Below are 26,537 nucleotides of genomic sequence, written 5' to 3' on the forward strand. Positions count from 1 at the left end.
TCTCCCATCTCCAAACGGCCCACGCTTTTCCCATGTCCCAAGCTTCATCCCAGTCCCCGGAAGCCGACGCCCTGCTCCGCTCGGAGATCGACCGTTCGCTGCGCCATCCGGTGATGTTCTTCTTCACCAGCGGCGCCGCCTGGCTGGCCGTGGCACTCCTGCTCGGCATCATCTCGTCGGCCAAGGTGCATGCCCCCGGTTTCCTCGATTCCTGCTCATGGCTGACCTACGGCCGCGTCCAGCCGGCCCATCTCAACGCCCTGATCTATGGCTGGGGCTGCCAGGCTGCCTTCGGGACCCTGGTGTGGTTGATGGCGCGGCTTTCCCGCCAGACCTGCCGCGCAGCGGGCCTGATCCTGACTGCCGGTCACGTCTGGAATTTCTCGGTGACCCTCGGGGTGATCGGTATCCTCGCCGGCGGTAGCACCGGCGTGCCATGGATGGAAATGCCCGTGTTCGCCTGGGTGCCGATGCTGCTCTCGTTCGTCGTCATCTCGATCTGGTCGATGGTGCAGTTCAAGGTCCGCCCGGCCGGCCATGTGTTCATTTCCCAGTGGTACGTGCTCGCCGCTTTGATCTGGTTCCCGTGGGTGTTCGCCTCGGCGCACTTGATGGTCCACGGCTTTTCCGGAAGCCCGCTGATGGCCGCCGCGATCAACGCCTGGTATCGCTCCGCGCTGGTCTTCCTGTTCTTCACCCCGACCGCGATTGCCGCCGCCTATTACCTGATCTCGAAGGTCACCGGCCGGCCGATCTACAGCTACTCGCTGTCGCTGCTCGGGTTCTGGTCGCTGGCGATCATCGCGCCATGGGCCGGGATGCAGAAGCTCGCCGGTGCCCCGATCCCGAACTTCCTGCCCTACCTCGGGGCCGCCGCCACCATCTTGATCGCCATTCCGGCCATCGCGGTCGGCGTCAACCTCCTGAAGACCGCTGCCGGGGCTCCGGAAACCGTGGTCAACAGTCCGACGCTCCGCTTCACCGTCGCCGGGGTCATCGGCTTGCTGGTCACGGGTGCGGCCTGCGTGTTCCTGAACGTGCCGCCAATCCTGCGGATGAGCCAGTTCACCCTGTCGGGCTACGGCTTCGATGTTCTCGCGATCTATGGCTTCTTCAGCTTTGTCGCCTTCGGCATGATCTACTTCGTGGTGCCGCGCATCACCCGCCGCGAGTGGCTCTCCAGCCGCCTGATCAAGGTTCACTTCTTCCTTTCGGTCTACGGGGTCGTGACGGTCGCGCTGGTCGCCATCTTCGGTGGCGTGATGCAAGGTCTGGGCCAGGAGGCGTTCGCCCAGCCTTGGGAAGACGCGGCGATGCGTGCCTATCCGTACGCGGTGGCCACCACGATCGCCTGGATCTTCCTGTTGTTCTCGAACGTCTTCTTCTTCCTTCACCTCGCGCTGATGTGGCTTCGCCTCGGCCGCCGGAGCTCGCATCCGACCCTGCTCGGACATGGCCATCACGCCAACCTGCACGACTCCATCCACGGCCCGGAAGGCGACATCGACAATGCCGGTCCCGGCTCCGCTCCCGCTCACTGAGGCATCCCAATTCTCCCGACCATGAGTTTCCGCCAATTCGCTTTCGGTCTCACCGCCACCTTCGGCTTCGCCTGGCTGGCCGTGGTGATCGTGCCCTTTTTCATGATGCGCTCGGTCGAGCCGGTGGCCTTCACCGAAGCCGCCGACGGCAAGGAAGGCATTTATCATCCCAAGACCACCGGCCGCGTCACCAACGGTGCGGAGGTTTACGCCTCGAACGGATGCTACAATTGCCACACCCAGCTGATCCGTCCGACCTACGCGGGCAATGAACTCGGCCGCCCGGACTGGGCCGGCCTCAAGATGGACGAGGAGCGCGGTGACACCCGCCGTGAGTCCAACGTCTTCGACTATCAGGGCGAGAAGTTCGCCCAGATCGGCTTGAACCGCCTGGGTCCCGACCTTTCCAACGTCGGTCGCCGCGTGGAAGCCGAGTACGCCAAGGGCGGCGACGCCAAACTGTGGCTGATGATGCACCTCTACGATCCGCGTGCCAACCCGCAGCGCCCGACCTCGACCTGCCCGTCCCACCGTTTCCTCTTCGAGGAGAAGGAGGTGCTGGGCCAGGTCCCGCAAGACGCGTTGCCGGTCGAGTCGCCCGAGGGAACCGTCGTGATCCCGTCGCCGGACGCCAACGAACTCGTCGATTACCTGCTCTCGCTCAAGCGCGACGACGCCGTGCCCGCTTCGATGAACTACGGCCCGGCGACCAAGCCGGCCGAAGCCAAGCCCGCCGCTCCCCAGGGTTGAACCGAATTTCCACTTTCCGATGATTGATCCATCCAAGCCCGACCTCGAGGAATCGGTGAATGTCACCGAGGCCCACGAGCGCGTCGTCCTCGGTGCCGCCGCCGCTTCTCGTGAGAAGAAACTCGCCGAAAACGGGTCCGAGTCGATCTCCCTGTGGGTGACGATCCTCTGTGCCGTGCCGCTGCTCGCTGCCGGCTGGACCTTGGGCAATGCCGGGACTTTGTTCTCGTACAAGGACACGGTGAAGGAAGGCTACGTGCGGGTGATCCCGTCGGCCGGTGAGGAATTCGCCTTGCCGCCGAAGGATGCGGTTGCCGCCTACAGCGCGAAGGGCGCGAAGATCTATGGCAAGTGCATCGGCTGCCACGGTGCCGATGGCAAGGGCGACGGTGCCAACTATCCCTCGCTCGCCGGTTCCGAGTGGGTGGAGGGCGAGACCGAGCGCTTTGCGATGGTGGTTCTCAACGGACTGACCGGGCCGACCTCCTCCGGGAAGACCTACGGTGTCATGCCCGCCCAGGGTGCCGGCATGAGCGGCGACGACCTGGCCGCGCTGATGACCTACGTCCGCAATTCCTTCGGCAACAGTGTCGGCGACGTCGTCACCCGTGAGATGGGAGCCGCGGCGCTCGATCTTTCCTCGAAGCGCGCCAATCCCGGATCCCCGGTCACCGCCGACGAACTCAATTCCGAGCACAAGAAGAACCTTCCGGGCGAGCCGCTGGATCCCGCGACGATGCTCGACCCGATTACCCTCGAACCGGCCGCCGCCGAGTAAGTTCAGACCCTACTTTTTCCAAGCATGAGCGCACACGCTGCCACGGCTGACCACCACGGTCACGACGATCATCATCACGACCCGGGCTTCCTGAAGAAGTACGTGTTCTCGACCGATCACAAGACGATCGGCATCCAGTACGGTCTCACCGCCATGGTCTTCCTGGCCTTCGGGTTCTACCTGATGATGGTGATGCGCTGGAGCATCGCCTATCCCCACCAGCCGCTTCCGGAGTGGATGAGCTGGTTGTTCACGGACAACTGGAAGGCACGCTGGCTTCAGGACGGGAAGGTCACGGGTGAGACCTACAACATGTTCGGTGCCATGCACGGCACCATCATGGTCTTCCTCGGCATCGTGCCGCTCGGCTTCGGGGCGTTCGGCAACTACGTGACCCCGCTGCAGATCGGCGCCGTCGACATGGCGTTCCCGAAGCTGAACATGGCGAGTTACTGGATGTACCTCGTGGGCGGTCTGGTGATGTGCGCCTCGTTCTTCATGGAATCCGGCGCCGCGAAGTCGGGTTGGACGAACTACTCGCCGCTCGCCGGTTTCGCCGATGCCCAGATCGTCAACCAGTGGTTGGCGGGTCAGACGCAGTGGCTGGTGGGTCTGGTGCTGTTGATCTCTTCCTCGCTGCTCGGATCGGTGAACTTCATCACCACGATCATCAACCTCCGTGCCCGCGGGATGACCTGGATGCGGATGCCCTTCTTCGTGTGGGCGATGCTGGTGACCGGCTTCCTGCTCCTGCTCGCCTTCCCGCCGCTTGAAGCCGCCGGCATCATGCAGCTGATGGACCGGGTCTCCCATTCGTCCTTCTTCATGCCGTCGGGTTTGTTCTCGAAGAGCGAGGGGCTCGCCGACCTGTCCGGCGGTGGTTCGCCGCTGCTGTTCCAGCACCTCTTCTGGTTCCTCGGTCACCCGGAGGTTTACGTCCTTCTCCTCCCGGCGATCGCCTGCGTCGCCGAAATCATCCCGGTCAACACCCGCCGCCCGCTGTGGGGCTACAAGGCGATGGTCTACGGGGTGCTCGTGCTCGGCTTCCTTTCGTTCATCGTGTGGGCGCACCACATGTATCTCACCGGCATGGGTCCGGTCGTCTCGACCTTCTTCCAGACCACCACCGTGCTGATCTCCATCCCGTCGGTGATCTTGTTGACGTCGATGATCATCTCGCTGTGGGGAGGATCGATCCGCTTCACCCCGGCGATGGTCTGGGCCTGCGCGTTCCTTCCGATGTTCGGGATCGGCGGTCTCACCGGTCTTCCGCTGGCCTTCAACCTGGTGGACCTCCACCTCCACGACACCTACTACGTGATCGGCCACTTCCACTACGTGGTGGCACCGGGCATTCTCTTCGGTCTCTTCGCCGGTGTGTATCACTGGTATCCAAAGATCACCGGGCGGCACATGAGCTCCTTCCTGTCGCACCTGCATTTCTGGCCCAGCCTGGTCTGCATGAACCTGATCTTCTTCCCGATGCTCACCCAGGGCATGGCCGGTTTCCACCGCCGCTGGTACAACGGCGGCGACGCCTACCTCTCCAAGGCGAAGGACAGTGCCAACGTCTTCGGTAACACGGTTGCCGAGCACATCGACCTGAACATCATCATTTCGATGGCCGCGTGGACGCTGGCGATCGCCCAGATCCCGTTCATCCTGAATCTCTTCGCCGCCTGGAAGTTCGGCAAGAAGGTCAAGAATGACAATCCCTACGACGCGACCACCCTCGAGTGGGCGACCCCGACGCCTCCCGGCCACGGCAATTTCGTCACCGATCCGGTGGTTTACCGCGGACCGTATGAATACAGCCGCCCGGACTGCGACGATGACTTCCTTCCGCAGTGGGACGAGCCGAAGCGGGATTCCGCCAAGCCGGCCGAAGAACCGTCCACCCCGTCCTCTCACTGACGATCCGGAAATCGGAAAATAGACCCTTTCGACATGGAAATTCCTTACATCGTCACCCCGCGCAAGGACACTGGTCTCTTCAACTCGAAGATCGCGATCTGGCTGTTCCTCGCCTCCGAAGTCATGCTCTTCGGCGGGTTCTTCTCGGCCTACATCTTCCTCCGCCTCGGTGCGGACTACCCGTGGCCCGAGCGCGCACTGCCGGTTCTTCCCGGCCTCATCAACACTTTCGTCCTCATCGGCTCATCGGTGACCGTGGTGTTCGCCTGGGCGGCACTGAAGATGCGCCAGTGGGGCAAGTTCCAGCTCTTCATGGGGATCACCATCATTTGTTCGGTGGTCTTCATGGTGCTCAAGGGCATCGAGTACAACGTCAAGCTTCATCACCAGGCGGTGCGTCTGAACGACTACTCGGTGGTGGAGGGGCACCTCGGCTACAAGCTCAAGGACGGGGTTCACGTCGAGCACGGCCAGAAGCCGAACGACGGGGATTTCGAACTCAACCACCACGGCAAGAAGATCGAGGAAAACCTGATCGAGTTCGAGGCCTCTGAAATCACCTTCAACACCGTCCGCTATCACAAGGACTGGGTGGAGGAAATGATGGCTCGTGCCGCGGAGAAGAACGCGACGATCACCTTGGCCTCGACGCTCGAACTGAGCGACGGCAAGTCGCCGGTGAAGTTCGAGGCCGGCACGGTGCTCGATGTCAGCTTGCTCGACTCGATCCGCAAGGCTCACCTCGCTGCCCGCGCCAACAACTCCGACCTTCGCACCGACAACTTGCGGGAGCAGTGGAAGAAGGCCAAGGCAGCCAACCCCGGCAAGCGCGACTGGGAGTTCGCGGAGAACGTGGTCATCGATCAGGCCGCCATCGCCGACAAGCTGCTCCCCGAGCAGGCGTCGATCCCGTTCAAGGTCGAGCCGCCGGTAGCCTTCCATTTCCGCCCCCGCGACATCCAGGAGGCGGCCGAAAGCGGTGCGCTCCGCGACGGCACCGCGCTCAAGGGCAAGATGCTCGAGAGCCCGATGGTCTTCCACTACGTCGATGCCATCGATTTCCGCCACCTCGCGATGAAGGCGGAGGAGAAGGGGATCGATCCCGAGGTCGCGATCGAGAACTCGATGCTCCTGAAGGAGAATCCCGTGCTCAAGGAAGCCTGGGACTGGCACAAGGGCGAGATCGCCAAGCTGGAAGAGAAGCTTCTCAAGGACTACGGCACCCACAAGGACGAGTCCGGCAACGAGGTTGCCGACCGTGTGCCGACCGACACCGAGCGCTACCGCATCGGTTGGCAGGATTTCGTCGCCAAGGCCGATGGCGTGGGCCGTGGTGAAGAGAAGATCGGCATCAAGGAGCAGTTCATGGGTCCGGACTACGAGGGTCGCGAGCATGAGCACACCTTCCCGTCCCACATCGTGATCCCGCGTGAGGAGATCCAGTTCGCGTCGAAGTTCGCCCCGGCTTGGAACACCTACTACGCCATCTACTTCACGATGACCGGCCTGCACGGGTTGCACGTGATCGGCGGCGCGCTGGTGCTTGCCTACTACCTGTTCTGCGGCAAGAAGATGTACCTCAGCAACCCCGAGTGGCTTGCCAACCGGGTGGAGATCGGCGGCCTGTTCTGGCACTTCGTCGACCTGGTCTGGATCTTCCTCTTCCCGATCCTCTACCTGATGTAATTCTCACCGTGGTTCCGTTTCCAAATATCAGAACTTCCCGTCATGGCCGATTCACCTGAAGCAATCCGCAAGTCACTCCGACTCTACAAACTGATCGGCGGGGTGCTGTTCGTCGGCACCATCATCACCGTCGCAGTTGCCAAAGTGCCGTGGCTGGATGTGGGGCATCACGGCTTTGACACGGCCGACATGATCCTCGGTCTGGCCATCGCCACCGTCAAAGCGTCGCTGGTTGCTGCCATTTTCATGCACCTCAATCATGAGAAGCGGCTGATCTACTGGCTGTTCGGATTCGGTATCGTCGCGGCCTTCTTCCTCGTCGCCTTGATCGGTCTCGCGAAGTCCGATCCCATCCACTATAACGGCTTCCAGGACGGCGTTCCGGGGAGCGAGACTGCCAAGTAACCCGCGCCGCCCCATCCCGTCCTTGCCCGCAGCCGGATCCCGGTTTTGTTGGCATCAGGAATCCAAACCAATCACCGCCATGTCCCTTCGCGCATTCCATATCGTCTTCGTGACCGTGAGCACCCTGCTCTTCGTGTTCCTCGCCGTGTGGGCTCTCGCCTTCGCGAAGGATCAATCGGCGATCATCACGGCCCTCGGTGCGGTCAGCGCCATCGCCGCGGTGGGCATGCCGGTCTACGGCGCTTTTTTCTACAAGAAGGTCCGCAACATCGTCCTGTGACGGCCATGATCAACACGCTTCTCGCCTGCGCCACCTGCGCCAAGAGCTTCGAGGATCACACCAACGCCATCGGCTGGTCGATCTTCCTCCTGCTCGGCGTGATTGTCGCTGTCATCACCGGGGTGGGTTTTTTCATGGCCCGCCTGATCCGCCGCGGCGAAGCGGATCTCGACCCCGAGCTGCGCGACGACCTTCCCACCGTATCCTCTTCCCGTTGATCTTTTTCCATTCTCCATGAGTCCTTCCAAACTGCTCAGCATCCCGGAAAACTTTTCCGCCCACGGTGGCCGGGTCGACCACCTCATCGACGTGGTCCACTGGTTCATGCTCGCGCTCGGCGCCGGCTGGTTCCTGTTCTTCGCTTTCTGCCTGATCCGCTTCCGCAGTTCGGTCAATCCGAAGGCCTCCTACCACGGGGTCCGCAACCATATTTCCAGCCACATGGAAATCGCGGTGGTCATCATCGAGGCCGTGCTGCTGCTTGGATTCGCCTTCCCGCTCTGGAAGGAGCGCACCGACAGCTGGGAGCAGGTCCAGAAGCTTGATCCCGTTCGCGTGCGGGTGATCGGCTGGCAGTTCGGCTGGACCTACCACTACCCCGGCAAAGACGGCAAGTTCGGTCGTATCGACCCGCTGATCCGCACCAGCAACAGTGATCCGGCGATCGATCTCAACGATCCCAATGCCCAGGACGACTTCACTTCGCCGATCCTCAAGATCGCGAACGGCCGGCCGGCGATCCTCAACATCACGTCCAACGACGTGATCCACAACTACGCCATTATTCCGATGCGCATCCAGCAGGATGCCATCCCGGGCAAGGAGTTCCCGATGTGGTTCACGCCGACCAAGACGCTCGAGACCTCCGTGGTCTGCGGCCAGCTCTGCGGCGAGGGCCATGGCAACATGGTCGGGCAGATGGAGGTCATCAAGGATGATGCCTTCCGCACCTGGGCGGAGACCGAGTCCGAGAACGCACTCAAGGCTCACGCCTCGAAGGTCACGACGGCCAGCCGTTGAGCTCCGGAGAGTTTTTTCGATCAAGCGGGATGCCCTGACGGGTTTCCCGCTTTTTCGTGCTCAAGCGGGCCGGGAATCAGAGTCCGGTCAGCCTCCGGCTGCAATGGTCACGATTTCGAGTTTTGCTCCGTCGGAGACTTCGGTGACCGGATAAGCCGCTGGCAGAACCGGTTCTAGGTCGAGTTCAACGACCACGGGCTTGCCGGCAAGTCCCAGGGTGTCGAGCAGCGAGGCGACGGTGAAGGCGTCACTGTCGAAGGTGCGCGGGTTACCGTTGATCTGAAGTGTCATGAGTTCGGGGAATTCGGGGAGGCCGCCGGTGCGCGGCTGGCGAGATCCGGGGCGACCTTGAAGAATCCGTAGGCGATGGACATGCCCAGAATCAACGGGTAGCCCCAGCCAATGTAGTTCCCGGAAAGCAGCGACCATGTCCAGTTCTGCCCGGTGTAGAGGAAGATCGAGATCGCGGTCATCAACAGCATCAGCCAGGAAAACGGCAACAGCCAGTGGCGCGTTCGCGGTGTCCGGGCAAGCCATGCCAGTCTGGCGGCGATCAGGAAGGCGACGACGTTGGTGCCGAAAAACAAGCGGATGTCAAATACGAGCGATCGGTAGCTGTTCTCCATGTGATCCTTGAGGCCGGCGACTCCCTTCGCGACGGCATCGACGGATTTTCTCGCGATGGCATTCCGGATTTCGGGGAACTCGAACGCTTTGGCTCGTTCAGCTCCCCCGTTGACAAGCGCGTCAAGCCAGCGGTCCGGTGATGCTTGATAGTCGGCGAGTTCTTTTTCAAGCCGCTCGCGGGTTTTACCGCGGATCACTTTTCCCAAGGTGGGGGAGTCGAGGGTTTCCTTGAGCCGGATGGCGAGAGGGTCCGACAAGCTTCGGGTTTTCTCTACGGCGGTCCGCTGGGCTGCCGATATGATGACGCCCTTTGCAAGGAAGGTGGAAACCAGCAGCGCGATCGAGATGACGGCACCCACCAGATGTAGGACGACCAAGGGTTTCCGGAAATGGCTCATGTCGCCAGGATGGCCTCGTCCCAATCCTTCCACACCGGGTCGAGCCGCTTCGACTGCAGCATCGCGGCGATTTCGGCGGGCGAACGGCTGTCGTCGATCTTGAATTGCTCGGTGGCCTTCTCGCAACCGGTGGTCTTCTCCAGTTCGACGCGGCGGCCGCGGACGGTGAGGTGGAGGTCGTCGCTGCCGGCACCGGTGTAGCCGCCCGGTTCCGTGCGGGCGCCGGCGGACATCGTGGTGACGCCCAGCGGGGCCATGGCATCGCGCAGCGGTGCGGGTTCGCGGGTCGAGAGGACGACGCCGACCTGCGGGAAGCAGGCGCGGAAGGCACACATGAGCTGGACCAAGGCCCGGTCGGAGAGGAACAGGTCGGGGTCCGGCTCATACTGGTAGTTCCCGGCGTAGGGGCGCATCCGCGGGAAGGCGACGGTGAATTGGGCTTTCCAGCAGTGCTTGTAGAGATACTCGAGGTGGGCGGCCAGCGACAGGGCTTCGTGACGCCAGTCGGCCAGGCCGAACAGGGCGCCGATCCCGATCCTGCGGAAGCCTCCGGCGTAGGCCCGCTCGGGGCAGTCCAGCCGCCAGTCGAACTTCTTCTTCGGGCCGGCGGTGTGGAGCTTTTCGTAGGTTTCGCGGAGGTAGGTTTCCTGGTAGACCACCAGTCCCTCCGCGCCGTGCTGGACGATCTCTGCGTACTGGTCGTCTTCCATCGGGCCGACCTCGATGCCCAGCGTCGGGACGAAGCTTTTCAGGGCGTCGAGGCACTTCTGGAGGTAGCCCTCGGAGACGAACTTCGGGTGCTCGCCGGCGACCAGCAGGATGTTCCGGAAACCGAGGCCGTGGAGATGCCTCGCCTCGCGAACGACCTGATCGACGGTCAGGGTCACGCGGAGAATGCCATTGTCGCGTGAAAAGCCGCAGTAGGAGCAGTTGTTGACGCACTCGTTGGAAAGATAAAGGGGCGCGAACAGCCGCATGGTCCGCCCGAAGTGGTGGCGGGTCAGGCGCTGGGACTCGCGGGCGAGCGCCTCGAGGTCGCGGTCGGCGGCGGGCGCGATGAGCCTCTCGAAGCGCTTGATCAGCGGCGACTTGCGGTCGAGGGCGGTGCGGAAATGTTCGGAGAAACTCACGGGCGCGGGGAGCATGCGGCGGGGAATCGTGGTCGTCAAAGCACGATCCGGGGAAGCTTGCCAACCGGCGCTGCGGCGTTTTACCTGCACGGGTTCCACGGAGCCATGACCGAACCCATCGTCTGCAAACCCACCCCCTGGTTTCTCCTCCGCGCCGTGGCAATGCTGCTGATGTTCGGCATTTTCGCGGTGATGTTCTTCGTCGACGGCAAGTGGGGCTATCGGGAAAAGAACCTTTCTTACTACCTTGCGGAGGCTTTCGAGAAGGCGACCAACGATTTCAAGCTCAAGCAGGACGAGATGTCGCCGGAGCGCTGGCGTTCCTACGCCGAACGGCAGCAGGTGCCATTTCCCGAAGACCCGGAGCTGCTGCCGGAAGGGACGCAGGTCCCGATGATCTGGCCGGTGGTGTTGCACGACTACGACACGATGAAGTCGTCGCTGGGCCAGCCGATGAACAAGCTTTTCGACGACTACCGGCTGGAGGCCGGGATCCGGAAGGATGTGCCGGAGCACGATTTCCCGAAGCACAAGATCACCGAGCAGTGGGTGGCCTTCGGGGTGTGCCTGGTGCTGACCGTCGGGGCCGCCGTGGTGCTGTTGCGGACGATCGGCCGCAGCATGTCGGTGGACGGCGAGGCGTTCCATCCGGCCGGTGGCGGGTCGATCCCGTTCGGAGATCTGGTCCGGCTCGACTTGCGGAAATGGGATACCAAGGGGCTGGCTTACGCCTGGGCGAAGACGGCGGCGGGAGCGGAGCGCAAGGTCAAGATCGACGGCCTGACCTACGGTGGCTTCAAGAAGGAGCAGGATGAGCCCGCGGAGCGGCTGATGCAGCGGCTGCGCGGGAATTTTTCCGGCGAAATCATCGAATACGTGACCGAGGCCGAGAGTGCCGGAGGGAACGATTCACCCGCGGCTTGAAAGGCTGCCACATCCACGTGTTTTTCGGGGTTGCCAAGGTCCGGTGAGGGCGGTAATCCCTCGGCAGCTTCAACCACCAAGAATACAAATGTCTGACAAGAGCATCGAAGACCGCGTTAAGGACATCATCGTCGACCAGCTCGGCGTCAATGCCGACCAGGTGACCCTGGAGGCCAAGTTCATCGAAGACCTCGGTGCCGACTCCCTTGATACGGTCGAGCTCGTCATGGCCTTTGAGGAAGAGTTCGAAATCGAAGTGCCGGACGAGGAAGCCGAAAAGCTCCAGTCCGTGGGTGACGTGGTCACCTTCATCAAGAGCCAGAGCTGAATCTCCGCTCGCTCTCACGAGCCAATCAATGAAGGGCGGACTCCGGGCGAGTCTGCCTTTTTTTTGCACTCCGGCCTGAATGGGGGAGACTGGGCCCGCATCATGCATTCACCCGACAACATCCAATACGCGCTGGAAACCACCAGGGTCCTGCTGGAGCCTGACCGCCGGATCGACACCTTCGGCGACACCCGCTTCGAGTTCCAGCTGCTCAGCGAGCTGATGGACAGCACCGGCCAGATCCGCGTCCGGACCGGCGAGGTGGAGGCGATGCGCCCGCGGATCCTGCGGCCGGACTCGATGCAGGAAATCGAGATCGAAGGCTTCGGCGACAAGGCGCGCGAACGGATGGACGCGATGATCGCGAAGTTGCGGGCAGAGGGGCGGGATCTCGCGTTCCTGCGCTACGGATTCCAGTTCCGCAGCGGCCAGATCCGCGAGGAAATCATCCACGACTCGATGGAGTCGGTGCGCGAGCGGGTCCTCGACGAGGCCCGGCGGGTCGGCAATCCGGCCAACGCGGTGATCGAGGGAGTTGACGACGCGTGGGAGGTCTCGATCTTCAAGTTCGCCTTCGAAATGATCCAGCATTCCTGGCCGATCAATCGTTTCGATCTCCACAGGAAGGGTCTGCTTTGATAGGAGGAATCCGGGGATGCGACTGTGGACACTGATCAAGTTGGTGGCAGGGGCCGTCGTCCTGGGGATCACGGTTTTCACCGGATTGTTGGTCTGGCACGTTCGCGGCGAACCGCTTGGCGGTATCTTTTCCCAGCTGGTGCCGGTGAAGTTCGACCCGGAACCGATTGATACCCTGCCGCAGGCGGACTCGACGCTTCCCGAGATCGACCCAGGAGCAAAGGTGTTCGAGCGGGCGCGAGAGCTGATTGCCATCGGCGACCTCGCCGGTGCCCGTGATCGCCTGAGGACGGTGGTGAGCATTTATCCCCGCTCGAAGGCCGCACCCGAAGCCCGGCGCATCGTCGGCGAAATGAACCTCGACGATCTCCTGTCGGCATCCCACATGGAGGGCAAAGAGATTCACATCGTGCGACCCGGCGAGTCCTACCTGGGCATCGCTGCGAAATACGACACCACGCTCGACTGCATCATGCACCTGAACGGGCTGCTGGACCTCAAGGGCCTGCATCCCGGCGACGAGCTGATCGTCATGCCGCTGCGGCTGCGGGTCATGATCGAGCCGGGCCGCAAGGTGCTGTCGTTGTGGGACGGCGGCCGCTTCGTGAAGGAATATCCCATGCTCGCGGTCGATCTCGCCGGGTTGCGGGGCGGCTTACAGACGAAGATTTCCTCGAAGTCCGGAATCTCCGGCAATCGCCGGGTCACCCCGGGCATGAAGGAATACCGGAATTCCGAGAAGACCTTCTCGCTGGAGAAGTCGTCATTGCAGATCCGCCCGCTCGACCCGACGGCGCCGCGCGACGACGAGGAAGACCTGTCACCTGGATCCGGATTCCATCTCGCGGTCGAGGACGTCGAGGAACTCGCCTTGCTCCTCCGGCCGGGGAATGAGGTGGAAATCCGTCCGGCCGCCCCTTAGACTTTCGCCCGCCCATCTTTCAATCCATCCATCCCGCCACGCATGCAACTGCTGGAATTCGAAAAGCCGATCGCCGAGCTGGAACGAGAGCTCGACAAGCTCCGCGCCAAATCAACGTCACAGGATATCGACATGTCCGGCGATATCGCCAGCATGGAGGCCAAGCTGGAGGAGACCCGCCAGCGCATCTATAAAAACCTAACCCCTTGGCAGCGAGTGCAGATCGCCCGTCATACCCAGCGGCCATTCACGCTCGACTACATTTCCCGGGCCTTCACCGATTTCTGCGAGCTGCACGGTGACCGGCGGATCGGCGACGATCACTCGATGCCCGGCGGCTTCGCCCGGATCGGCGGGCGACGGGTGGTGGTGATCGGTCACCAGAAGGGCCGCGACACCAAGGAGAACCTCAAACGCAATTTCGGCAGCGCCCATCCGGAGGGCTATCGGAAGGCGATGCGCCTGATGAAGCTGGCGGAGAAGTTCGGACTGCCGGTCATCACGATGATCGACACCCCCGGCGCCTATCCGGGGATCGGTGCGGAGGAGCGCAACATCGCCGAAGCGATCGGCTACAACCTGCGCGAAATGATGATGCTCAAGGTGCCCGTCATCGCGATCGTGCTGGGCGAAGGCGGCTCCGGCGGGGCGCTCGGGATCGGCGTCGCCGACAAGGTGCTGATGCTTGAAAACGCCTACTACTCGGTGATCAGCCCGGAAGGCTGCGCGGCGATCCTTTGGAAGCACCGCAAGCACGCCCCCGAGGCGGCCGAGGCGATGAAGCTCGCCGCTCCCGACCTGTTGAAGCTCGGCCTGGTGGACGGGGTGATTCCCGAGGCGGCCGGCGGTGCGCATCACGACCATGCCGGCACGGCCGTGGCGCTGCGCGACGCGATCCTCTCGAACCTCGACGAGCTGGACCGGCTTTCCACCGGGGAATTGCTGGATGCCCGCTACGCGAAGTTCCGCGCCTTCGGCGAGTGGGAGGGCAAGTGATCCCTCCCCGCGGCGGGGACCAGCCGGTCCGCCTTCAGCAGATTCCCGCCGCCCACAGGCAGGCGTGGATCTTGTAGTCGATGAGGTAGCCTTCGGCTTCGCGGTCGCGGAGCCACCGGCGGATCTCCCGGCACGGCACCAGGTGGACCCGGATGTCCTCGTGTTCGGTGCCGCCACCGGCCCCCTCCTTGACCAGTCCGGTGGCGTGGAAAAGATGGCTCATTTCCGGGGTCATGCCCGCCGACGTCGGGGAGGCGAGCAGGGGCACGATCGTTTCCGCCCGGTAGCCGGTCTCCTCCAACAGCTCGCGGGCGGCGGTCGCTTCCAGCGCCTCACCGCGGAATTCGTCCTCGTCGCCAACCAAGCCCGCGGGGATCTCGATGACCTTCCGCTGCACCGGAATCCGGAACTGCTCGATCAAAACCACCTCGTCATAGGGGGTCACGGCGAGGATCCCCACCGCGGCGTCGGCATTCGGGCGTCTAACGAAATCCCAGTGGCCGATCCGGTAGAGGCCCAGCCAACGGGTTTCAAACAGGGTTTCGGGTTCGCTCATTGCGGTGAAGAATAGTTGGCGAAGCGACGTATCAAGGGCACTTTTCACCCGTCACGATGCCGCGCCACAATTTCCAGATTCCCGTCACATTCAAGCATCGCATTTGTTTCACCCGCGATGCCTTCGCCCCCGGCAATTCCCTGCTGGGGGAAATCCTCACCGAGGGCCAGGGGCGGCGGGTGCTGGTGGTGATCGAGGAAAACGTGTCGGCGGCCTGGCCGGGGCTCGCCCGCCAGGTGGAGACCTATTTCGCGGATCTCGGATTCGACTGGCGGGGATTGCGCGTCCTGCCCGGGGGCGAGGCGGTGAAGAACGACGATGCACTGGTGCGCCGCGTCTGGGAAATGCTCGACCGCGAGCACATCGACCGGCACTCGTACCTGTTGGTGATCGGGGGCGGTGCCTTCCTCGACGCGGTCGGCTACGCGGCGGCCACGGCGCACCGCGGGGTGCGGCTGGTGCGATTTCCCACCACCACGCTCGCCCAAGACGACAGCGGGGTCGGGGTGAAATGTGCGATCAACGGTTTCGGGAAGAAGAACTGGATCGGCGCCTTTGCCGTACCGTTCGCGGTGATCAATGACTTCAGGTTCCTCGAGAGCCAGGACGACGAGACCTGCCGGGCCGGCTTGATCGAGTCGGTGAAAGTGTCGCTGGTGAAGGACGGGGAACTGTTCGAGTGGATCGAGGATCAGGTGGAAGCTCTCGCGTCGCTGGTCCCGGCGGCGCTGGAGGAGTGCATCGAACGCTCGGCCTTGTTGCACGCCCGCCACATCGCCCAAGGGGGCGACCCGTTCGAGACGGGCAGCAGCCGCCCCCTGGATTTCGGCCACTGGTCGGCCCACAAGCTTGAACAGCTTACCGGGTTCTCCCTCAGCCATGCCCACGCCGTGGCGATCGGTGTGGCGCTGGACACCCTCTATTCGGCCCGTTGCGGCCTGCTGCGGGACTGCATGGCGGAGCGGGTGCTGTCGGTGATCTCCGGCTTGCAGCTGGCGATCTGGCATCCGGCACTCGATATGCGCGACCCTTCGGGGCGACGCCTGGTCCACGAGGGTCTCGAGGAATTCCGCGAACACCTCGGTGGCGAACTGACGGTGCTGTTGCTGCGCGATTGCGGGACCGGACAGGACGTCCACGCGCTGGACGAAGGGCTGGTGGACGCCTGCCTTGATTCCTTGCGTGAGCGGCAGGCGGTGCTCGATGCCGCCCGGCCGATGCCGCGCGTCCCGTGACCCCCGTCAGTTTCCGTCGGGCTTGGTGAGGTCGGTCACCGGGCTCGCGGGCATTTGGAAATCTTCAGGTCGATCCGGCGCCGCCGGATCGAATTTCCCCACACCCGGCCGGAACGACCCCGAGAGTCCAGGTGCCGCGGTTCGCAGGCCCTCGACCACGCAGCGGGCCAGCTCATAGCTGCCGAAGTTGTTATGGTGGGAGCCGTCCTGGAAGGCGGCGTCGAGGTCTTTGCCCAGCGCTTGATAGAGCTCGCGGCTCATCGCGTGGAGATCGATCACGGGAACTTTCTTGGCCCCGGCGACCGTTCGGACGGCATCGGGGTAGCCGCCGAGGGTATCTTTGTTCACCCCGGCCTTGCGCTCCATCGAAGTGATCAGGATGGGCCGGGCGCCGTGTTTCCTGACATCATCCACCAGGGCAGCCAGATCGCTCTGGTACCGCTTCAAGGCATCGGGCGACTTGCTCTTCATGTCGTTGTGGCCGAACTGCACCAGCACGTAGTCGCCGCTCTTCAGCGAGCGATAGACCTTCTGGACCCGTCGCGCGGACAAGGAGCTGCGCAGCGTTTCGCCCGACTCCGCATGGTTGGCGACGGCCACCCCGGGGCCGAAGAAACAGGGCAGCATCTGGCCCCACGAATTCCAGGGTTCGTAGGGCTGGTCGGTGACGGTGGAATCACCTAACAGATAGAGCGTGGTCGCCGCGGGGGCGGGACGGATTTGCAAGCGGTCGACGCAGGGGCGGGAGCCGTTGAACTCGAGGGTGAGTTTCGAATCCCAATGGAGGTAGGGCTTTTCGCGATCCTTCAGGCGGACCGCAGCGCTGCCTTCGATCTCGGGACGCCGGATGTTGACGGTGAACTTCTCGGTCACGATCTGGCCGCGGCGCGTGCGGATTGAATCCAACATCAAGCGCCGGGACTCCGCCTTGACGGTGGTGTCGGAGGGACCGGATTCATCGCCGAGCATGAGGGTGACCTCGTAGTTGCCCTCGGGAAGATCGACGGAGAAGTAGAAGCCGCCGTTGCCGGTGACATGTCCCGGCCGGTCGACGGGGTGGCCGGAGAGGTCGAACCCGTAACCTTTGGCGTCGCTGAACCGGTCACCAGCGCGGACCGCGGTGTATGAGGATGTTGCCTGGCCCTGCCCGAAGTCGAACTCGAGCGACGGCGAAGTGGCGAACGCGGGAACTATCATCAGTCCGTGGGCCAGCGACAGGAGAAGGGGCTGCTTCATCGGGGGGGGAATCCTGCAGCACCGGGACGGGCTTGTCAGCGGTGGCGAGATCACCCGATCGGGGCAATGGGTTGATCCGTCCGGGAAGCTAGCCTACCGGCATGAAGATGGGCGCGATATTCCGGCTTTTGGCGGCATGTCTCCTGGCGGGCCAATTGTTCGCCGGGGATGAACGCCCGGTCGTCGACGATTCGATGGAGGCGAAGGAGCAGCCGTCGGCTCTTCCCAGCGTGTGGATCGCGGGGGATTCAACGGTGAAGAACCGGGGCGAGATGCGCGGTTGGGGCCAGGACCTCGGCGACTACCTCGACCCGCGCAAGGTTCAGGTGGTGAACCGGGCGATCGGAGGCCGCTCGTCGCGGACTTTCCTAACCGACGGACGCTGGGACGAGATTCTCGGCGACATCAAGCGCGGTGACCTCGTGTTGATCCAGTTCGGCCACAACGATGTCGGTCCGCTCGATGAGCGCGGGAAGTTCCGCGGTTCCGTGAAGGGCATCGGGGATGAGATCGAATCGGTGGCGAAGCCCGATGGCAGTGTGGAAACCGTGCACAGCTACGGCTGGTACTTGAAGCACTTCGCGCGCACGGCGAAGTCGAAAGGAGCGGTCGTGGTCCTGTGTTCTCCGGTGCCGCACAAGAAGTTCGATCGCCAGGGCCGGCCGCTCCGCGACTGGGACACCTGGCGCGGGTGGGTGGAGGCTTGTGCCCGGGCCGAGGGGGTGTCCTTCATCGATCTCGCGGAGATCATCGGCAGGAAGTACGATGACATGGAAACGGCCGAGATCGAGGCGCTGTTCGCGGACAAGGGAACCCATACCAATGCCGCGGGTGCCCGGCTCAACGCCTGTGCCGTCATCGCCGGGCTGAAAGGGCTCCCCGGTGCGCCGGTTGACGGCTGGTTGAGTGCCGCGGGCCGGGAGATCGAAACGTCCCGTCCGTGATTCAATCGGATCCGGTTAGCCAGCGAGCCTTGTAGAGCCGTTCGTCCGGGAGTTGGAGCGTTGCGTCCGGACGGAGAAACCCGATGGTGTCGGTCCACCAGTTTCCTCCGGAGGCCTGCACGGTCACCGTTCTTCCGGACACCGGATGGACGTCGATGGATTTGATTTCGAGCCGATCCTTCAGCAAAGGATCGGCACGGAAGCCAGGCTTGTCGCGGTCAAAGCGCCAGACGCCGGCATGGGTGGACAGCACCAGTTCCGAGGACCCGGGGATGGCGCGGAGATCGTGACCGTCCTTATCCGGCAGGGCGTGCCGCGATTTCACCTCGAGGCGGTTTTCTTCCAGCGTGCAGGCGATCAATTCCTCGAAGCCCAGTGCCCACAGGCACTTCCGCTGGTCATCCCAAACCAGGCCGTGGGCCGACGGCAGCATGACTTCCGAGAGCGGTTTGCCGGGAGTCCTTCGATCGAAAAGCAGCACCTTGTTTCCGGCATTACCCACCGAGGAAGCGACCGCGATCAATCCGTCCGGAAGGGCTTCGATCGAGTGGGCATTCGGAACGCGGGCCCACCAGAGGGCCTTGCCGGCGGGGAGCTCGAGCAGGATGCAGCCGCCTCCTGATGAAGTCACGAGCAGCCGCTTGCCTCCGTCGACGGGTTTGCACTCGTCGGTGGTGTTGAAGGCGTTTGCGAGCTCCGCGGGCAGTTCTTCGCAGTTCTTCGCGGTCCATGACCAGCGCTTGGCCGGGGGATCTACGGAGGAGTCGAGTTGAAACACCTCGGCGCCGCCGCAAACCAAAAGGAAGTCTCCGGCGAGCGTGGGGCTGACCAGAAGCAGGGCGGACAGGCAGAGTTGGAGCATCTGCCGCGGATACGCCGGACTCCGGGTGTCGTCTTTCCATGGATCTTCTTGATAGGCCGTCGCAATCCGGCCGAGTATGAGCGGCATGCGTTGGTTGATCGGACTCGCGATGTTGGTGTTGCCCCTGGCGGCCGGGGATGAAGGCGGGAAGATCGTCGAGGCCGCCCGCAAGCAGGTGGGGGTCACCGTTTGGTACGATCCTGACTACGTGATTCTCGACTATCCCGGGGGTGACGTTCCGAGGGCGCTCGGAGTTTGCACCGACGTGATCATCCGCGCACTGCGCGACGGCATCGGGCAGGATTTGCAGAAGTTGGTCCACGAGGACATGAAGGCCAATTTCAAGGCTTATCCGAAGAACTGGGGACTGAGCCGGCCGGACAAGAACATCGACCACCGGCGCGTTCCGAACCTGCAGACCTTCTTCAAACGGCGCGGTTTCTCCCTGAAGCTTTCCAAGGAGCCGGACGACTTCAAGGCGGGGGATCTGGTGACATGCACCGTCCCGCCGCATCTCCCTCACGTGATGATCGTGAGTGACAAGAAGAACGCGGAAGGAGTTCCGCTGGTGATCCACAACATCGGCGGAGGCGCTCGTGAAGAGGACGTGCTCTTCACCTACCCGCTGACCGGACACTACCGCTGGAAGTAGACCGGCTTCCAGGAATTGCCGGCAGTTTGCCGGACTTGATGCGTGGAGGGGACGATGGAACCCCGAGAAGCTGGCGGGTCCAACGTTCCAGCGAGCTTTGCATCCGGACCGGCAGATGCCGCGATTTCCAACCCCGGGCGAGCAGGTCGCCGATGTGTTTCAATTCCTGGCCGGTTGTCCCGACGAAGGCCACGCCGGATTCGCCCCGCATCCATCGGGCAAAGGGCGTGTTTTTCGCTGCGGCAACAGCTGCAAAATTCCGGATCATGAAGTCGCGGGGAATCACCAGGATCTCGGCTTCATGATGGCCCGGAAAGCGGGTCCACTTCCAATCCTCGCCCTCCACGCCGCCGAAGTAACCGGACAGTTCGGGCCTCAGGAAGATCCGGTGTTCCTTCCCCCAAACGACGCCGTCGCCGGAAACATTGATCCACAGCCAGAGTTCGTCGGAAAGACGATGCTGCCAACGCCTTGACGCGCCCCGCAGGTCACCCCGCAAGTGCCAGGCTTCGAAGCCATCATTTTGCCACCAGCATTCAAACATGGCGGCAATTTATTGAGAATCGTTCGCAATAGCAAGCCCGGGATTTTACGGTGTCGGAAAGCAGTCCGAGGGCTCACCGCGGCGAGTTACTCGGACGGAAGGCCGACGAAGCTGCCTTTGACGTATTTGCAGCGGAAGGGCGGCAGGCGCTTCAGCGGGTCCCAGCCGTTGGCGCGGGCGTAGTCGATCGCCTTCGGCACCATCTCGTGATTCACCACCCTGGGCAGCTCGGCGATCACGAATTGACCGGCGGCCGAGGCGGTCATTTCGATCCACAGCTCATTCTTGCCGGCGCGGTTGCGGACAATCCAGCGGTAGTGGGTGTCGCGGTGGTTGATGGCCTTCAGGCCGCGGGATGGAAAAAGCATGAGAGAGGGAAGGTGCAGCGCAACCGGAGGCTGCCGCGGATTCTCAAGGAAAGTCGATGGGAATTTCACCGGTCGTGATGGGCTTGTTATCAATGACCGCGGACTTTCCTCCGGAGTTGCTGACATTTTGAACTCGACGCTTATCAAGACTACAATTTAGTCAACACTCGCCGTTTGTTTTACCGGTCCTGCCGGTAAGCAGCGTTCATTCCGCCCCCCTCCAGGATATGAAAACTCCACTCACCCGTTCCCGGGGGTTGCTGCGGATCTGTCTCCGCGTCGCCCGTAATCTGTTCACGGTCTGCTTGTTGGCAGCGTCCGCGAACGCCCAGAGCATCCTCGCGGAGATCCAATCGATCACGGCTCCAACCGGATCCGCCGCGAGCCCACGCTATGTGATCGACTCCGATGCGAACAACGGCGGTCTGGGCTATGAGCGCGATGCCATGACGGTCAGCGCCTCGGTGCAATTCACCAAGAACACGGCGGACTTTTCAACCTCCGGGGAATTCCGGCTCAGCGCCCAGCTCATCGACACCGCCACGGGGACTGCCGTCACGCTTGAGAGCGGTTCGACCTCAAGCACCGGTGCCAGTCAGACCGTTGCCCTCAACTCCTTGTCGCCGACAACAACCCTGTCGCTATCGGCCGTGGTGGACCCGGGGGTCGATCTCGGCGCGGGGAAAACCTATCGCATGCGGGTGACGGTGCAGCGGCTTGGCACGATCACCTTTCCCGGCGGCGGGACCTTTCCGGCTTGGTTGACCGCGGACGGGCCGGAAGACAGCGCTTCGTTCACGGTCGTGCATTTTGCCGATGGCACCCCGGGCAGCGAATACTGGGTCCGGGGATATCCGACGGGTGGCGCGACCTGGACCCGCAGCTACCGGGTGCAAACCGACGGGGCCAAGGACGAGTTCACCGCGACCCTGCCCTATTTCGTCAGCCGCTACGACGTCGGCGGTGCCACGGCGATCATTCCATTCCGGATCACGGCGATCCTTACCGACGACACCGGTGCCGACGTGCCGCTGGTCAATGGCGGGGTGACCACGAGCTACTTCTTCCTGAACTCCTCCCAGTTCGGGATTCCCTACCAGCCATCGACTGCGACGGGTACCTTGACCGCCTCGTTCCAGCCGGTGGCCCAGCTTGATTCTCCGGCGCGGACCTACAAGCTGCGCCTCAAGCTCGACCACCTCGAGAATTCTCCCTCGACCTACCACGAGGATGGCGAGACGCCGGACACAACCTTGCGGCGCTTGCTCGACTTCAACGGCAAGCTGCTCTTCGGCGGGGTCACGGCACAGATCGATGCGCTTTCCAACAACCCGGTGGCGGGCTCCGTTGGTGCCGGTTACGTCAACAGCACCCTGCAGGTCGACAGTGGCTCGATTCCCGGGGAACCCTATACCTTCGGCAGTGCGGCCGCGCTCGGGGTGCGGCTTCAGACCAACGGCGACGCCCTGGTCGTGTCTGGCAGCGAGGCGGTGCTGGAAAACGTCGAGGCGACCTATGGTGGCGTCACCGTGCGCTACCCGAGCACCACGCTATCATCCTCCGGGGCGGCGGCCGGCGATGCTGTTGTTTATTTGCCCCAGGGACTTGGCTTCACCGAGGACCGCGCCGCGGCGAGGGGACGCTACAAGTCGGGGATCGCGATGGGCTACCCGGTCTCGATGCAGCCCGACTTCACCCACGCCGGCGTGCTGACGACGGCATTCGGTGCCGATGCCTGGGTCTTCGACGAGGCGCGGCCGCTGCAGTATCAGGTGACGGACTTCACCTTTCTCACCAACGGCGAGATGCACTTTTCGGCGCAGGATGCCGAATGGATCCACGACGCGGCCTTTGCCCAGTTGGAGACCAACCAGTCGACCGGGCTCCATGAGTCGCCGTCCATGTCGTATCGCATGACCAACGACGGCTATCTGCGCTTCGTTGGAATGGATTCGCCGCGGGACGTGACGTTCGCCAAATCGGCGGATGGCAGCGTGCGGACCCGCGAGGCGGAGGTCGACTTCAAGCCGGGGACCTTCATCGCCCACCTGCCGCTGGAAACCGACCTCGCCTGGGAGGGGCAGGGGGTCGGGCGGATCATCGACGGTGAATTCGACGAAAATAGCGTCCTGTCCGCTGCCAAGCCGCTCAAGGTGACCTATGACGGGTCTTGTGCCGACGATCCCTGCGGCCCTGCCGGCGGTGCCCCGGACGAAGTGGAGGGGCAGTCACTCACCGGCGATTTCCGGATTACCCCCGAAGGCGGCCTGTTTGCCCCGGTTGCCATTCCCTCCAAGCAACTGCAGTGGGGGATCAAGGGTGACGGGGGTGGAGGGATCGGCTCCTACACCCATCGTACTGACATCTTCGACGACGGCGAGTTCTTCATGCCCGGTTTCCAGGTTTATGCGGCGCGAAATCCCCTGGTTTCCCATCCGGTGTTCAAGGAGAAGGCCGGCCTGCTCGCCCCGCCCGTGCTCCTGCTCGCCGGTTTCGAAGAAAACTCGAGCCAGCTGGTTTATCCGGAAACCGGGGACTACCGGGACGGGCTCGGTGCCTATGGCGGGATCACGGTGGATGTCGGCCCGTCGAACCAGGATGGCGCGAGCCGGATCGCCGACCTGGCTTCCGATTACGACTACCGCCTGCAGCAGGAAGTTTCGAAGTACTATGTTCGCAAGAGCGGGCTCTCGGGTCGCCATGTGGCGGAGAAGGATGGCTTCAATTCCTCGGTGGCCCTATATGGCTATCCCTTCGAGTTGACCAGGTTCCAGCTGACATTCCTGTCCAACGAGAACGAGGAATCCTGGATCAACGGCGCGGTCTCGGTGCCCTATCCCTCGGACTTCGGGCTCAAGTTCAGCAACCTGATGCTGTCCTGCACCGGGGCCCTCGAGGGTGCCGAACTTGATCCCGAGGACACCTCGACCAAGCCGCTGGCGTACTGGAACGGCTCCTTCGACCCGATGGCGATGGAGTTCCGGCCCGAAGCCGGTGCGAGCTGCTATGCCGACCGATTCCTGACCCTCGGGCTGGTTTCCGGCGCCGCCAACATTTCCACCCCGCTGGCCGGGACCCTCGCCTTCCGGCCGAACGGCAACATCGCCACGCTCAACGACAACATCGAGGGCGCCGACGGGCGGCTGGGCCTTCCGGCGACCCTCCTGATGGACGGTCCGGGCGACGAGTCCTACCCGCTCTATCCGGTCAACAAGCTCTACTTCAACAATCCCTTCGCCAGCGGCGCGCCGGGCAGCGGCAACGTCAACTTCGCGGCGACCTGCAACATTCCCTTCTTCGAGGACCTGAAGGTGCATTGCATGACCAGTGCCCAGGCGGGCATTCCGGCTGCGCTTTACCTCGCCGCCGGCTGGACCGCCAGCGGGAACACCTTCTTCTCGAACGGCAACTTCGACGGCGATCACCGCGGTTTCCCGACCTCAGGCGTCACCGTCGCTGACTACCAGAACCCGTCGGCGGAGAATGCCTTCGTGGTCCACGCGACCCAGTCGATCTTCGGCCTTGTGCCGCTCGACTACCCGCTGAAGTGGAACCCGACCTCGCGCTTTTTCACCTCCTGGGAGGCGGAAAAAAACGACCTGCTGGTGCTCAACGTCGAACACCAGGTCGACTACCTCAGTGCCGAGAACGCCGAGCTTTCCTTCGGCGCGCAGTACGAGGGCTTGCCCCAGATCAACCTGGTCAGCACCGCCTATGACGCCGTCGAGGAGCGCCTCGGCGCCGCCCGCGCGCTGACGGAGGCGGCCAGCCAGTTCGTCACCGACACCCTCAACAAAGGCGTCGACGAGATCGGGGATCTGGCCTCGGACAACATCGAGAAGCTGCTCGACGAGGCGCTGGACGGGATCGAGGACGAGGTCATCGACCCGCTCTACGGCGCGGTGGTCACTTCCTACAATGACGCGATCGCCGCCAACGAAGCCTACGGCGACTGGGTCGACGGCAGCACCGGGGATCTCAAGGTGGTCTTCGACCGCTACCTCGACGGCACGATCGGGACGCCGGCCGACAGCGTGAAGGGTCGTCTTGACGACCTCGCGGATGCCGCCAGCTCGGCGGCCAACCTGGTGACCCGGGTCGACGACGCGCTGCGGCGCGGGATCCTGGCGATCGATGCGGTGACCGGGGAAATCCAGACCTTCCGCGATGGCGACGATGTGATCGTCGATCTAACCGCACCGCCCGGCTACTCGCCGGACGTGGTGATCAACGGCATCCTCCGCGAGGTGCCGGCCGCGGGCGGCGGGACCGAGCGGCAGATCGTCCAAGCGCTGGTACGCTCGTTGATCGCGGAACTTGCACCGCAAGATCTGGCCGCAGTGCTCGATCCCTTGCTCAGCAACTTGAGCTCCGAGCTGAACAGCCAGCTCAACGAACTGCTGACGGAGTTCGACCCGACGCTGGACCGGGTGACCGAGACCCTCGAGGAAGCCCGGGGCTACCTGGTCGGGATGCGGACCAAGCTGCAGGCCGGTCAGGAGCTGATCACCAACTTCCAGCAGATCATCGCCAACGCCTCGGCCGAGATCGACGCGATCGTGACGGGGATCCGCGCGACCGCCTACGACTTCATCGACCAGATGGCGGATGCCGCGACCTACGTGCCGGGGACGGTGCTCGGCACGGCGGGCAACCTGATCGCGGAATTCGACAAGGAGGAGTTCGTCGCGATGATCCGCGCCGACCTGCGCGACCGACTGTTGGGGGCCGGCTTCATCCAGCAGATCCAGTACACCCTGCGGCAGTACATTTCGGAACTCGACCTGGCGATGAAGTCGGCGATCGATTCGGCCTTCGGCGAGGTCAACCGCCTGTGCAAGGAGTTGATCAAGGAGGCGCTGGGACCGATCGACGAGGCGATCAATGGCCTGATCGGTGACGTCAACGACTACCTCGGCGCGGGTTCGGTGGACGGCTACGCGCACATTCAGAACGACACCCTGCGCAAGCTGCGGCTGGATGCCGAGGTGCAGTTCAAGATTCCGGAGGAAATGACGCTGCACGCGTACTTCGAGATGAACTGCTACGACTCGGAGAGCGATGTCGGAGGCTGCGTCGGGCCCGGCCAAGTGGCGGTCGAGGTGAAGGTCGGGGCACTTGACGTGCCGCTCGACTGGATCAGCCCGGACGTGCGCGCGGACCTCGAGGTAAAGTTCACGATGCAAACGGCGCCGACCGTCAAGCCGCTCGGCGTCGGTGGCTCGCTGGTGATGACCTCGGGCGAGGTCGACTTCCAAAGCCTCAAGATCACCGGCTTCGGTGCGGCGGTCGGGGTCGGCTTGCAGGAGTGCTACCTGGCCGCGACCGCGCGGGTCGTGGTTTCCAGCTACGAGGCTGCCGGCGGGATCTTCTTCGGCCGGACCTGCACCATCGACCCGCTGATGATGGTCGATCCCGAGGTCGGCGACCTGCTCGGCACGCCACCGTTCACCGGCGCCTACGTTTATGGCGAGGTGTGGATCCCGATTTCCGAGGTGCTGCTCGGCATCCCGTCGAGCTGCCTGTTCCGGATCTCCGCCGGGGTGGGGGCGGGGGCCTTCTACTTCGTCGAAGGACCGACCTTCGGCGGCAAGATGTTGCTGGGTGTCAGCGGCGAGGCGCTGTGCGTGGTGTCGATCCGGGGCGAGCTCTCGATGATCGGCGTCATGAACGGCGGTAGCCTGCGCTTCAAGGGCAAGGGGACGCTGACCGGCAAGGCCGGGTGGTGCCCCTTCTGTCTCAAGTTCAAGGAAAGTGCCTCGGTCACCTATCAGGACGGCTCGTGGTCGGTCGATTTCTAAC

General features: G+C 63.3%; 26 protein-coding genes. 18 read left to right on the top strand and 8 right to left on the bottom strand.

Annotated features, from left to right (window positions below; all coding sequences use genetic code 11):
- Window positions 1-32 precede the first annotated feature (32 nt).
- The 9 genes from IG178_RS20450 (at window position 33) to IG178_RS20495 (ending at window position 8,374) form a co-directional block, all read left to right on the top strand.
- Complete coding sequence (locus tag IG178_RS20450) at window positions 33-1,541, top strand: cbb3-type cytochrome c oxidase subunit I (RefSeq protein ID WP_193214447.1); 1,509 nt, start codon at window positions 33-35, stop codon at window positions 1,539-1,541.
- Between the two features lie 21 nt (window positions 1,542-1,562).
- Entirely contained in the window at window positions 1,563-2,291 is a 729-nt protein-coding gene (locus tag IG178_RS20455; RefSeq protein WP_193214448.1) for a cbb3-type cytochrome c oxidase subunit II, read from the top strand.
- 19 nt (window positions 2,292-2,310) lie between these two features.
- Window positions 2,311-3,069, top strand: a complete 759-nt coding sequence (locus IG178_RS20460; protein WP_193214449.1) for a c-type cytochrome — start codon at window positions 2,311-2,313, stop codon at window positions 3,067-3,069.
- A 24-nt stretch (window positions 3,070-3,093) separates the two neighbouring features.
- Complete coding sequence (locus IG178_RS20465; protein WP_193214450.1) at window positions 3,094-4,983, top strand: cytochrome c oxidase subunit I; 1,890 nt, start codon at window positions 3,094-3,096, stop codon at window positions 4,981-4,983.
- 33 nt (window positions 4,984-5,016) lie between these two features.
- Window positions 5,017-6,669, top strand: a complete 1,653-nt coding sequence (locus tag IG178_RS25660; RefSeq protein ID WP_226895636.1) for a cytochrome c oxidase subunit 3 — start codon at window positions 5,017-5,019, stop codon at window positions 6,667-6,669.
- Window positions 6,670-6,711: 42 nt separating this feature from the next.
- On the top strand, window positions 6,712-7,074 hold the full coding sequence (locus IG178_RS20480) for a cytochrome C oxidase subunit IV family protein (protein WP_193214451.1): 363 nt from the start codon (window positions 6,712-6,714) through the stop codon (window positions 7,072-7,074).
- Between the two features lie 79 nt (window positions 7,075-7,153).
- Window positions 7,154-7,354 (top strand): hypothetical protein, encoded by a 201-nt coding sequence (locus IG178_RS20485; protein WP_193214452.1) that lies wholly within the window; start codon window positions 7,154-7,156, stop codon window positions 7,352-7,354.
- 5 nt (window positions 7,355-7,359) lie between these two features.
- The gene (locus tag IG178_RS20490; protein WP_193214453.1) at window positions 7,360-7,572 is read left to right on the top strand and encodes a hypothetical protein; all 213 of its coding nucleotides are present in this window, start codon (window positions 7,360-7,362) and stop codon (window positions 7,570-7,572) included.
- A gap of 16 nt (window positions 7,573-7,588) precedes the next feature.
- Window positions 7,589-8,374 (top strand): cytochrome c oxidase subunit II, encoded by a 786-nt coding sequence (locus tag IG178_RS20495; RefSeq protein WP_193214454.1) that lies wholly within the window; start codon window positions 7,589-7,591, stop codon window positions 8,372-8,374.
- A gap of 87 nt (window positions 8,375-8,461) precedes the next feature.
- On the opposite strand, the gene thiS is transcribed toward IG178_RS20495, so the two are convergent.
- From thiS to thiH, 3 genes are read right to left on the bottom strand one after another with little or no spacing between them, the layout of a single operon-like run.
- On the bottom strand, window positions 8,462-8,665 hold the full coding sequence (gene thiS / locus IG178_RS20500; RefSeq protein WP_193214455.1) for a sulfur carrier protein ThiS: 204 nt from the start codon (window positions 8,663-8,665) through the stop codon (window positions 8,462-8,464).
- Entirely contained in the window at window positions 8,662-9,399 is a 738-nt protein-coding gene (locus IG178_RS20505; RefSeq protein ID WP_193214456.1) for a hypothetical protein, read from the bottom strand. Before IG178_RS20505 ends, thiS begins: the two co-directional genes overlap by 4 nt.
- A complete protein-coding gene (gene thiH, locus IG178_RS20510) occupies window positions 9,396-10,544 on the bottom strand; it encodes a 2-iminoacetate synthase ThiH (RefSeq protein WP_193214457.1) in 1,149 nt (382 codons plus the stop codon). Before thiH ends, IG178_RS20505 begins: the two co-directional genes overlap by 4 nt.
- A 90-nt stretch (window positions 10,545-10,634) precedes the next feature.
- On the opposite strand from thiH, the gene IG178_RS20515 reads away from it, so the two are divergent.
- The 5 genes from IG178_RS20515 (at window position 10,635) to IG178_RS20535 (ending at window position 14,338) form a co-directional block, all read left to right on the top strand.
- Window positions 10,635-11,453 carry a hypothetical protein gene (locus IG178_RS20515; protein ID WP_193214458.1) on the top strand — a complete coding sequence of 273 codons (819 nt, stop codon included), beginning with the start codon at window positions 10,635-10,637 and terminating at the stop codon, window positions 11,451-11,453.
- An 88-nt stretch (window positions 11,454-11,541) separates the two neighbouring features.
- Window positions 11,542-11,781, top strand: coding sequence for an acyl carrier protein (locus IG178_RS20520; RefSeq protein WP_193214459.1), 240 nt, complete (start codon window positions 11,542-11,544; stop codon window positions 11,779-11,781).
- A gap of 102 nt (window positions 11,782-11,883) precedes the next feature.
- Complete coding sequence (locus IG178_RS20525; RefSeq protein ID WP_193214460.1) at window positions 11,884-12,420, top strand: hypothetical protein; 537 nt, start codon at window positions 11,884-11,886, stop codon at window positions 12,418-12,420.
- A 16-nt stretch (window positions 12,421-12,436) separates the two neighbouring features.
- Window positions 12,437-13,342, top strand: a complete 906-nt coding sequence (locus IG178_RS20530; RefSeq protein ID WP_193214461.1) for a LysM peptidoglycan-binding domain-containing protein — start codon at window positions 12,437-12,439, stop codon at window positions 13,340-13,342.
- Between the two features lie 42 nt (window positions 13,343-13,384).
- Window positions 13,385-14,338: an acetyl-CoA carboxylase carboxyltransferase subunit alpha gene (locus IG178_RS20535; RefSeq protein WP_193214462.1), complete on the top strand. Its 954-nt coding sequence runs from the start codon at window positions 13,385-13,387 to the stop codon at window positions 14,336-14,338.
- A gap of 34 nt (window positions 14,339-14,372) precedes the next feature.
- On the opposite strand, the gene IG178_RS20540 is transcribed toward IG178_RS20535, so the two are convergent.
- Window positions 14,373-14,894: an NUDIX hydrolase gene (locus IG178_RS20540; protein ID WP_193214463.1), complete on the bottom strand. Its 522-nt coding sequence runs from the start codon at window positions 14,892-14,894 to the stop codon at window positions 14,373-14,375.
- A 56-nt stretch (window positions 14,895-14,950) separates the two neighbouring features.
- Here IG178_RS20540 and IG178_RS20545 point away from each other — a divergent pair, with 56 nt between their 5' ends.
- A complete protein-coding gene (locus IG178_RS20545; RefSeq protein WP_193214464.1) occupies window positions 14,951-16,129 on the top strand; it encodes a 3-dehydroquinate synthase in 1,179 nt (392 codons plus the stop codon).
- A gap of 6 nt (window positions 16,130-16,135) precedes the next feature.
- Here the strand turns inward: IG178_RS20545 and IG178_RS20550 are convergent, their stop codons facing one another.
- Window positions 16,136-17,365, bottom strand: a complete 1,230-nt coding sequence (locus tag IG178_RS20550; protein ID WP_193214465.1) for a rhamnogalacturonan acetylesterase — start codon at window positions 17,363-17,365, stop codon at window positions 16,136-16,138.
- Window positions 17,366-17,472: 107 nt separating this feature from the next.
- On the opposite strand from IG178_RS20550, the gene IG178_RS20555 reads away from it, so the two are divergent.
- Window positions 17,473-18,309, top strand: coding sequence for a rhamnogalacturonan acetylesterase (locus IG178_RS20555; RefSeq protein WP_226895637.1), 837 nt, complete (start codon window positions 17,473-17,475; stop codon window positions 18,307-18,309).
- Window position 18,310: 1 nt separating this feature from the next.
- Here IG178_RS20555 and IG178_RS20560 read toward each other — a convergent pair whose 3' ends face one another.
- The gene (locus IG178_RS20560) at window positions 18,311-19,258 is read right to left on the bottom strand and encodes a DUF6528 family protein (protein WP_193214467.1); all 948 of its coding nucleotides are present in this window, start codon (window positions 19,256-19,258) and stop codon (window positions 18,311-18,313) included.
- Here IG178_RS20560 and IG178_RS20565 point away from each other — a divergent pair.
- Window positions 19,257-19,823, top strand: coding sequence for a DUF1287 domain-containing protein (locus tag IG178_RS20565; RefSeq protein WP_193214468.1), 567 nt, complete (start codon window positions 19,257-19,259; stop codon window positions 19,821-19,823). The two genes, IG178_RS20560 and IG178_RS20565, sit on opposite strands and share 2 nt — an antisense overlap.
- Here IG178_RS20565 and IG178_RS25665 read toward each other — a convergent pair.
- Both IG178_RS25665 and IG178_RS20575 read right to left on the bottom strand, forming a co-directional pair.
- A complete protein-coding gene (locus IG178_RS25665) occupies window positions 19,786-20,367 on the bottom strand; it encodes a hypothetical protein (protein ID WP_226895638.1) in 582 nt (193 codons plus the stop codon). The two genes, IG178_RS20565 and IG178_RS25665, sit on opposite strands and share 38 nt — an antisense overlap.
- An 86-nt stretch (window positions 20,368-20,453) precedes the next feature.
- The gene (locus IG178_RS20575; RefSeq protein WP_193214470.1) at window positions 20,454-20,735 is read right to left on the bottom strand and encodes a hypothetical protein; all 282 of its coding nucleotides are present in this window, start codon (window positions 20,733-20,735) and stop codon (window positions 20,454-20,456) included.
- A gap of 227 nt (window positions 20,736-20,962) precedes the next feature.
- Between IG178_RS20575 and IG178_RS20580 the strand changes: the two genes are divergently transcribed.
- Entirely contained in the window at window positions 20,963-26,536 is a 5,574-nt protein-coding gene (locus IG178_RS20580; RefSeq protein ID WP_193214471.1) for a hypothetical protein, read from the top strand.
- The last annotated feature ends 1 nt before the right edge of the window (window position 26,537 follow it).

The sequence above is a fragment of the Neoluteolibacter marinus genome, from assembly GCF_014904755.1.
GTDB classification, from domain to species: Bacteria; Verrucomicrobiota; Verrucomicrobiia; order Verrucomicrobiales; family Akkermansiaceae; genus Haloferula; species Haloferula marina.

Coding starts and splice junctions, on each gene's coding strand:
- IG178_RS20460 (WP_193214449.1), top strand. CDS start 2,311: ATGATTGATCCATCCAAGCCCGACCTCGAGGAATCGGTGAATGTCACC.
- IG178_RS25665 (WP_226895638.1), bottom strand. CDS start 20,367: ATGTTTGAATGCTGGTGGCAAAATGATGGCTTCGAAGCCTGGCACTTG.
- IG178_RS20480 (WP_193214451.1), top strand. CDS start 6,712: ATGGCCGATTCACCTGAAGCAATCCGCAAGTCACTCCGACTCTACAAA.
- IG178_RS20450 (WP_193214447.1), top strand. CDS start 33: ATGTCCCAAGCTTCATCCCAGTCCCCGGAAGCCGACGCCCTGCTCCGC.
- IG178_RS20555 (WP_226895637.1), top strand. CDS start 17,473: ATGGGCGCGATATTCCGGCTTTTGGCGGCATGTCTCCTGGCGGGCCAA.
- IG178_RS20485 (WP_193214452.1), top strand. CDS start 7,154: ATGTCCCTTCGCGCATTCCATATCGTCTTCGTGACCGTGAGCACCCTG.
- IG178_RS20455 (WP_193214448.1), top strand. CDS start 1,563: ATGAGTTTCCGCCAATTCGCTTTCGGTCTCACCGCCACCTTCGGCTTC.
- IG178_RS20575 (WP_193214470.1), bottom strand. CDS start 20,735: ATGCTTTTTCCATCCCGCGGCCTGAAGGCCATCAACCACCGCGACACC.
- IG178_RS20505 (WP_193214456.1), bottom strand. CDS start 9,399: ATGAGCCATTTCCGGAAACCCTTGGTCGTCCTACATCTGGTGGGTGCC.
- IG178_RS20545 (WP_193214464.1), top strand. CDS start 14,951: ATGCCGCGCCACAATTTCCAGATTCCCGTCACATTCAAGCATCGCATT.
- thiH (WP_193214457.1), bottom strand. CDS start 10,544: ATGCTCCCCGCGCCCGTGAGTTTCTCCGAACATTTCCGCACCGCCCTC.
- IG178_RS20490 (WP_193214453.1), top strand. CDS start 7,360: ATGATCAACACGCTTCTCGCCTGCGCCACCTGCGCCAAGAGCTTCGAG.
- IG178_RS20465 (WP_193214450.1), top strand. CDS start 3,094: ATGAGCGCACACGCTGCCACGGCTGACCACCACGGTCACGACGATCAT.
- IG178_RS20535 (WP_193214462.1), top strand. CDS start 13,385: ATGCAACTGCTGGAATTCGAAAAGCCGATCGCCGAGCTGGAACGAGAG.
- thiS (WP_193214455.1), bottom strand. CDS start 8,665: ATGACACTTCAGATCAACGGTAACCCGCGCACCTTCGACAGTGACGCC.
- IG178_RS20565 (WP_193214468.1), top strand. CDS start 19,257: ATGCGTTGGTTGATCGGACTCGCGATGTTGGTGTTGCCCCTGGCGGCC.
- IG178_RS20530 (WP_193214461.1), top strand. CDS start 12,437: ATGCGACTGTGGACACTGATCAAGTTGGTGGCAGGGGCCGTCGTCCTG.
- IG178_RS20540 (WP_193214463.1), bottom strand. CDS start 14,894: ATGAGCGAACCCGAAACCCTGTTTGAAACCCGTTGGCTGGGCCTCTAC.
- IG178_RS20515 (WP_193214458.1), top strand. CDS start 10,635: ATGACCGAACCCATCGTCTGCAAACCCACCCCCTGGTTTCTCCTCCGC.
- IG178_RS25660 (WP_226895636.1), top strand. CDS start 5,017: ATGGAAATTCCTTACATCGTCACCCCGCGCAAGGACACTGGTCTCTTC.
- IG178_RS20495 (WP_193214454.1), top strand. CDS start 7,589: ATGAGTCCTTCCAAACTGCTCAGCATCCCGGAAAACTTTTCCGCCCAC.
- IG178_RS20525 (WP_193214460.1), top strand. CDS start 11,884: ATGCATTCACCCGACAACATCCAATACGCGCTGGAAACCACCAGGGTC.
- IG178_RS20550 (WP_193214465.1), bottom strand. CDS start 17,365: ATGAAGCAGCCCCTTCTCCTGTCGCTGGCCCACGGACTGATGATAGTT.
- IG178_RS20560 (WP_193214467.1), bottom strand. CDS start 19,258: ATGCCGCTCATACTCGGCCGGATTGCGACGGCCTATCAAGAAGATCCA.
- IG178_RS20520 (WP_193214459.1), top strand. CDS start 11,542: ATGTCTGACAAGAGCATCGAAGACCGCGTTAAGGACATCATCGTCGAC.
- IG178_RS20580 (WP_193214471.1), top strand. CDS start 20,963: ATGAAAACTCCACTCACCCGTTCCCGGGGGTTGCTGCGGATCTGTCTC.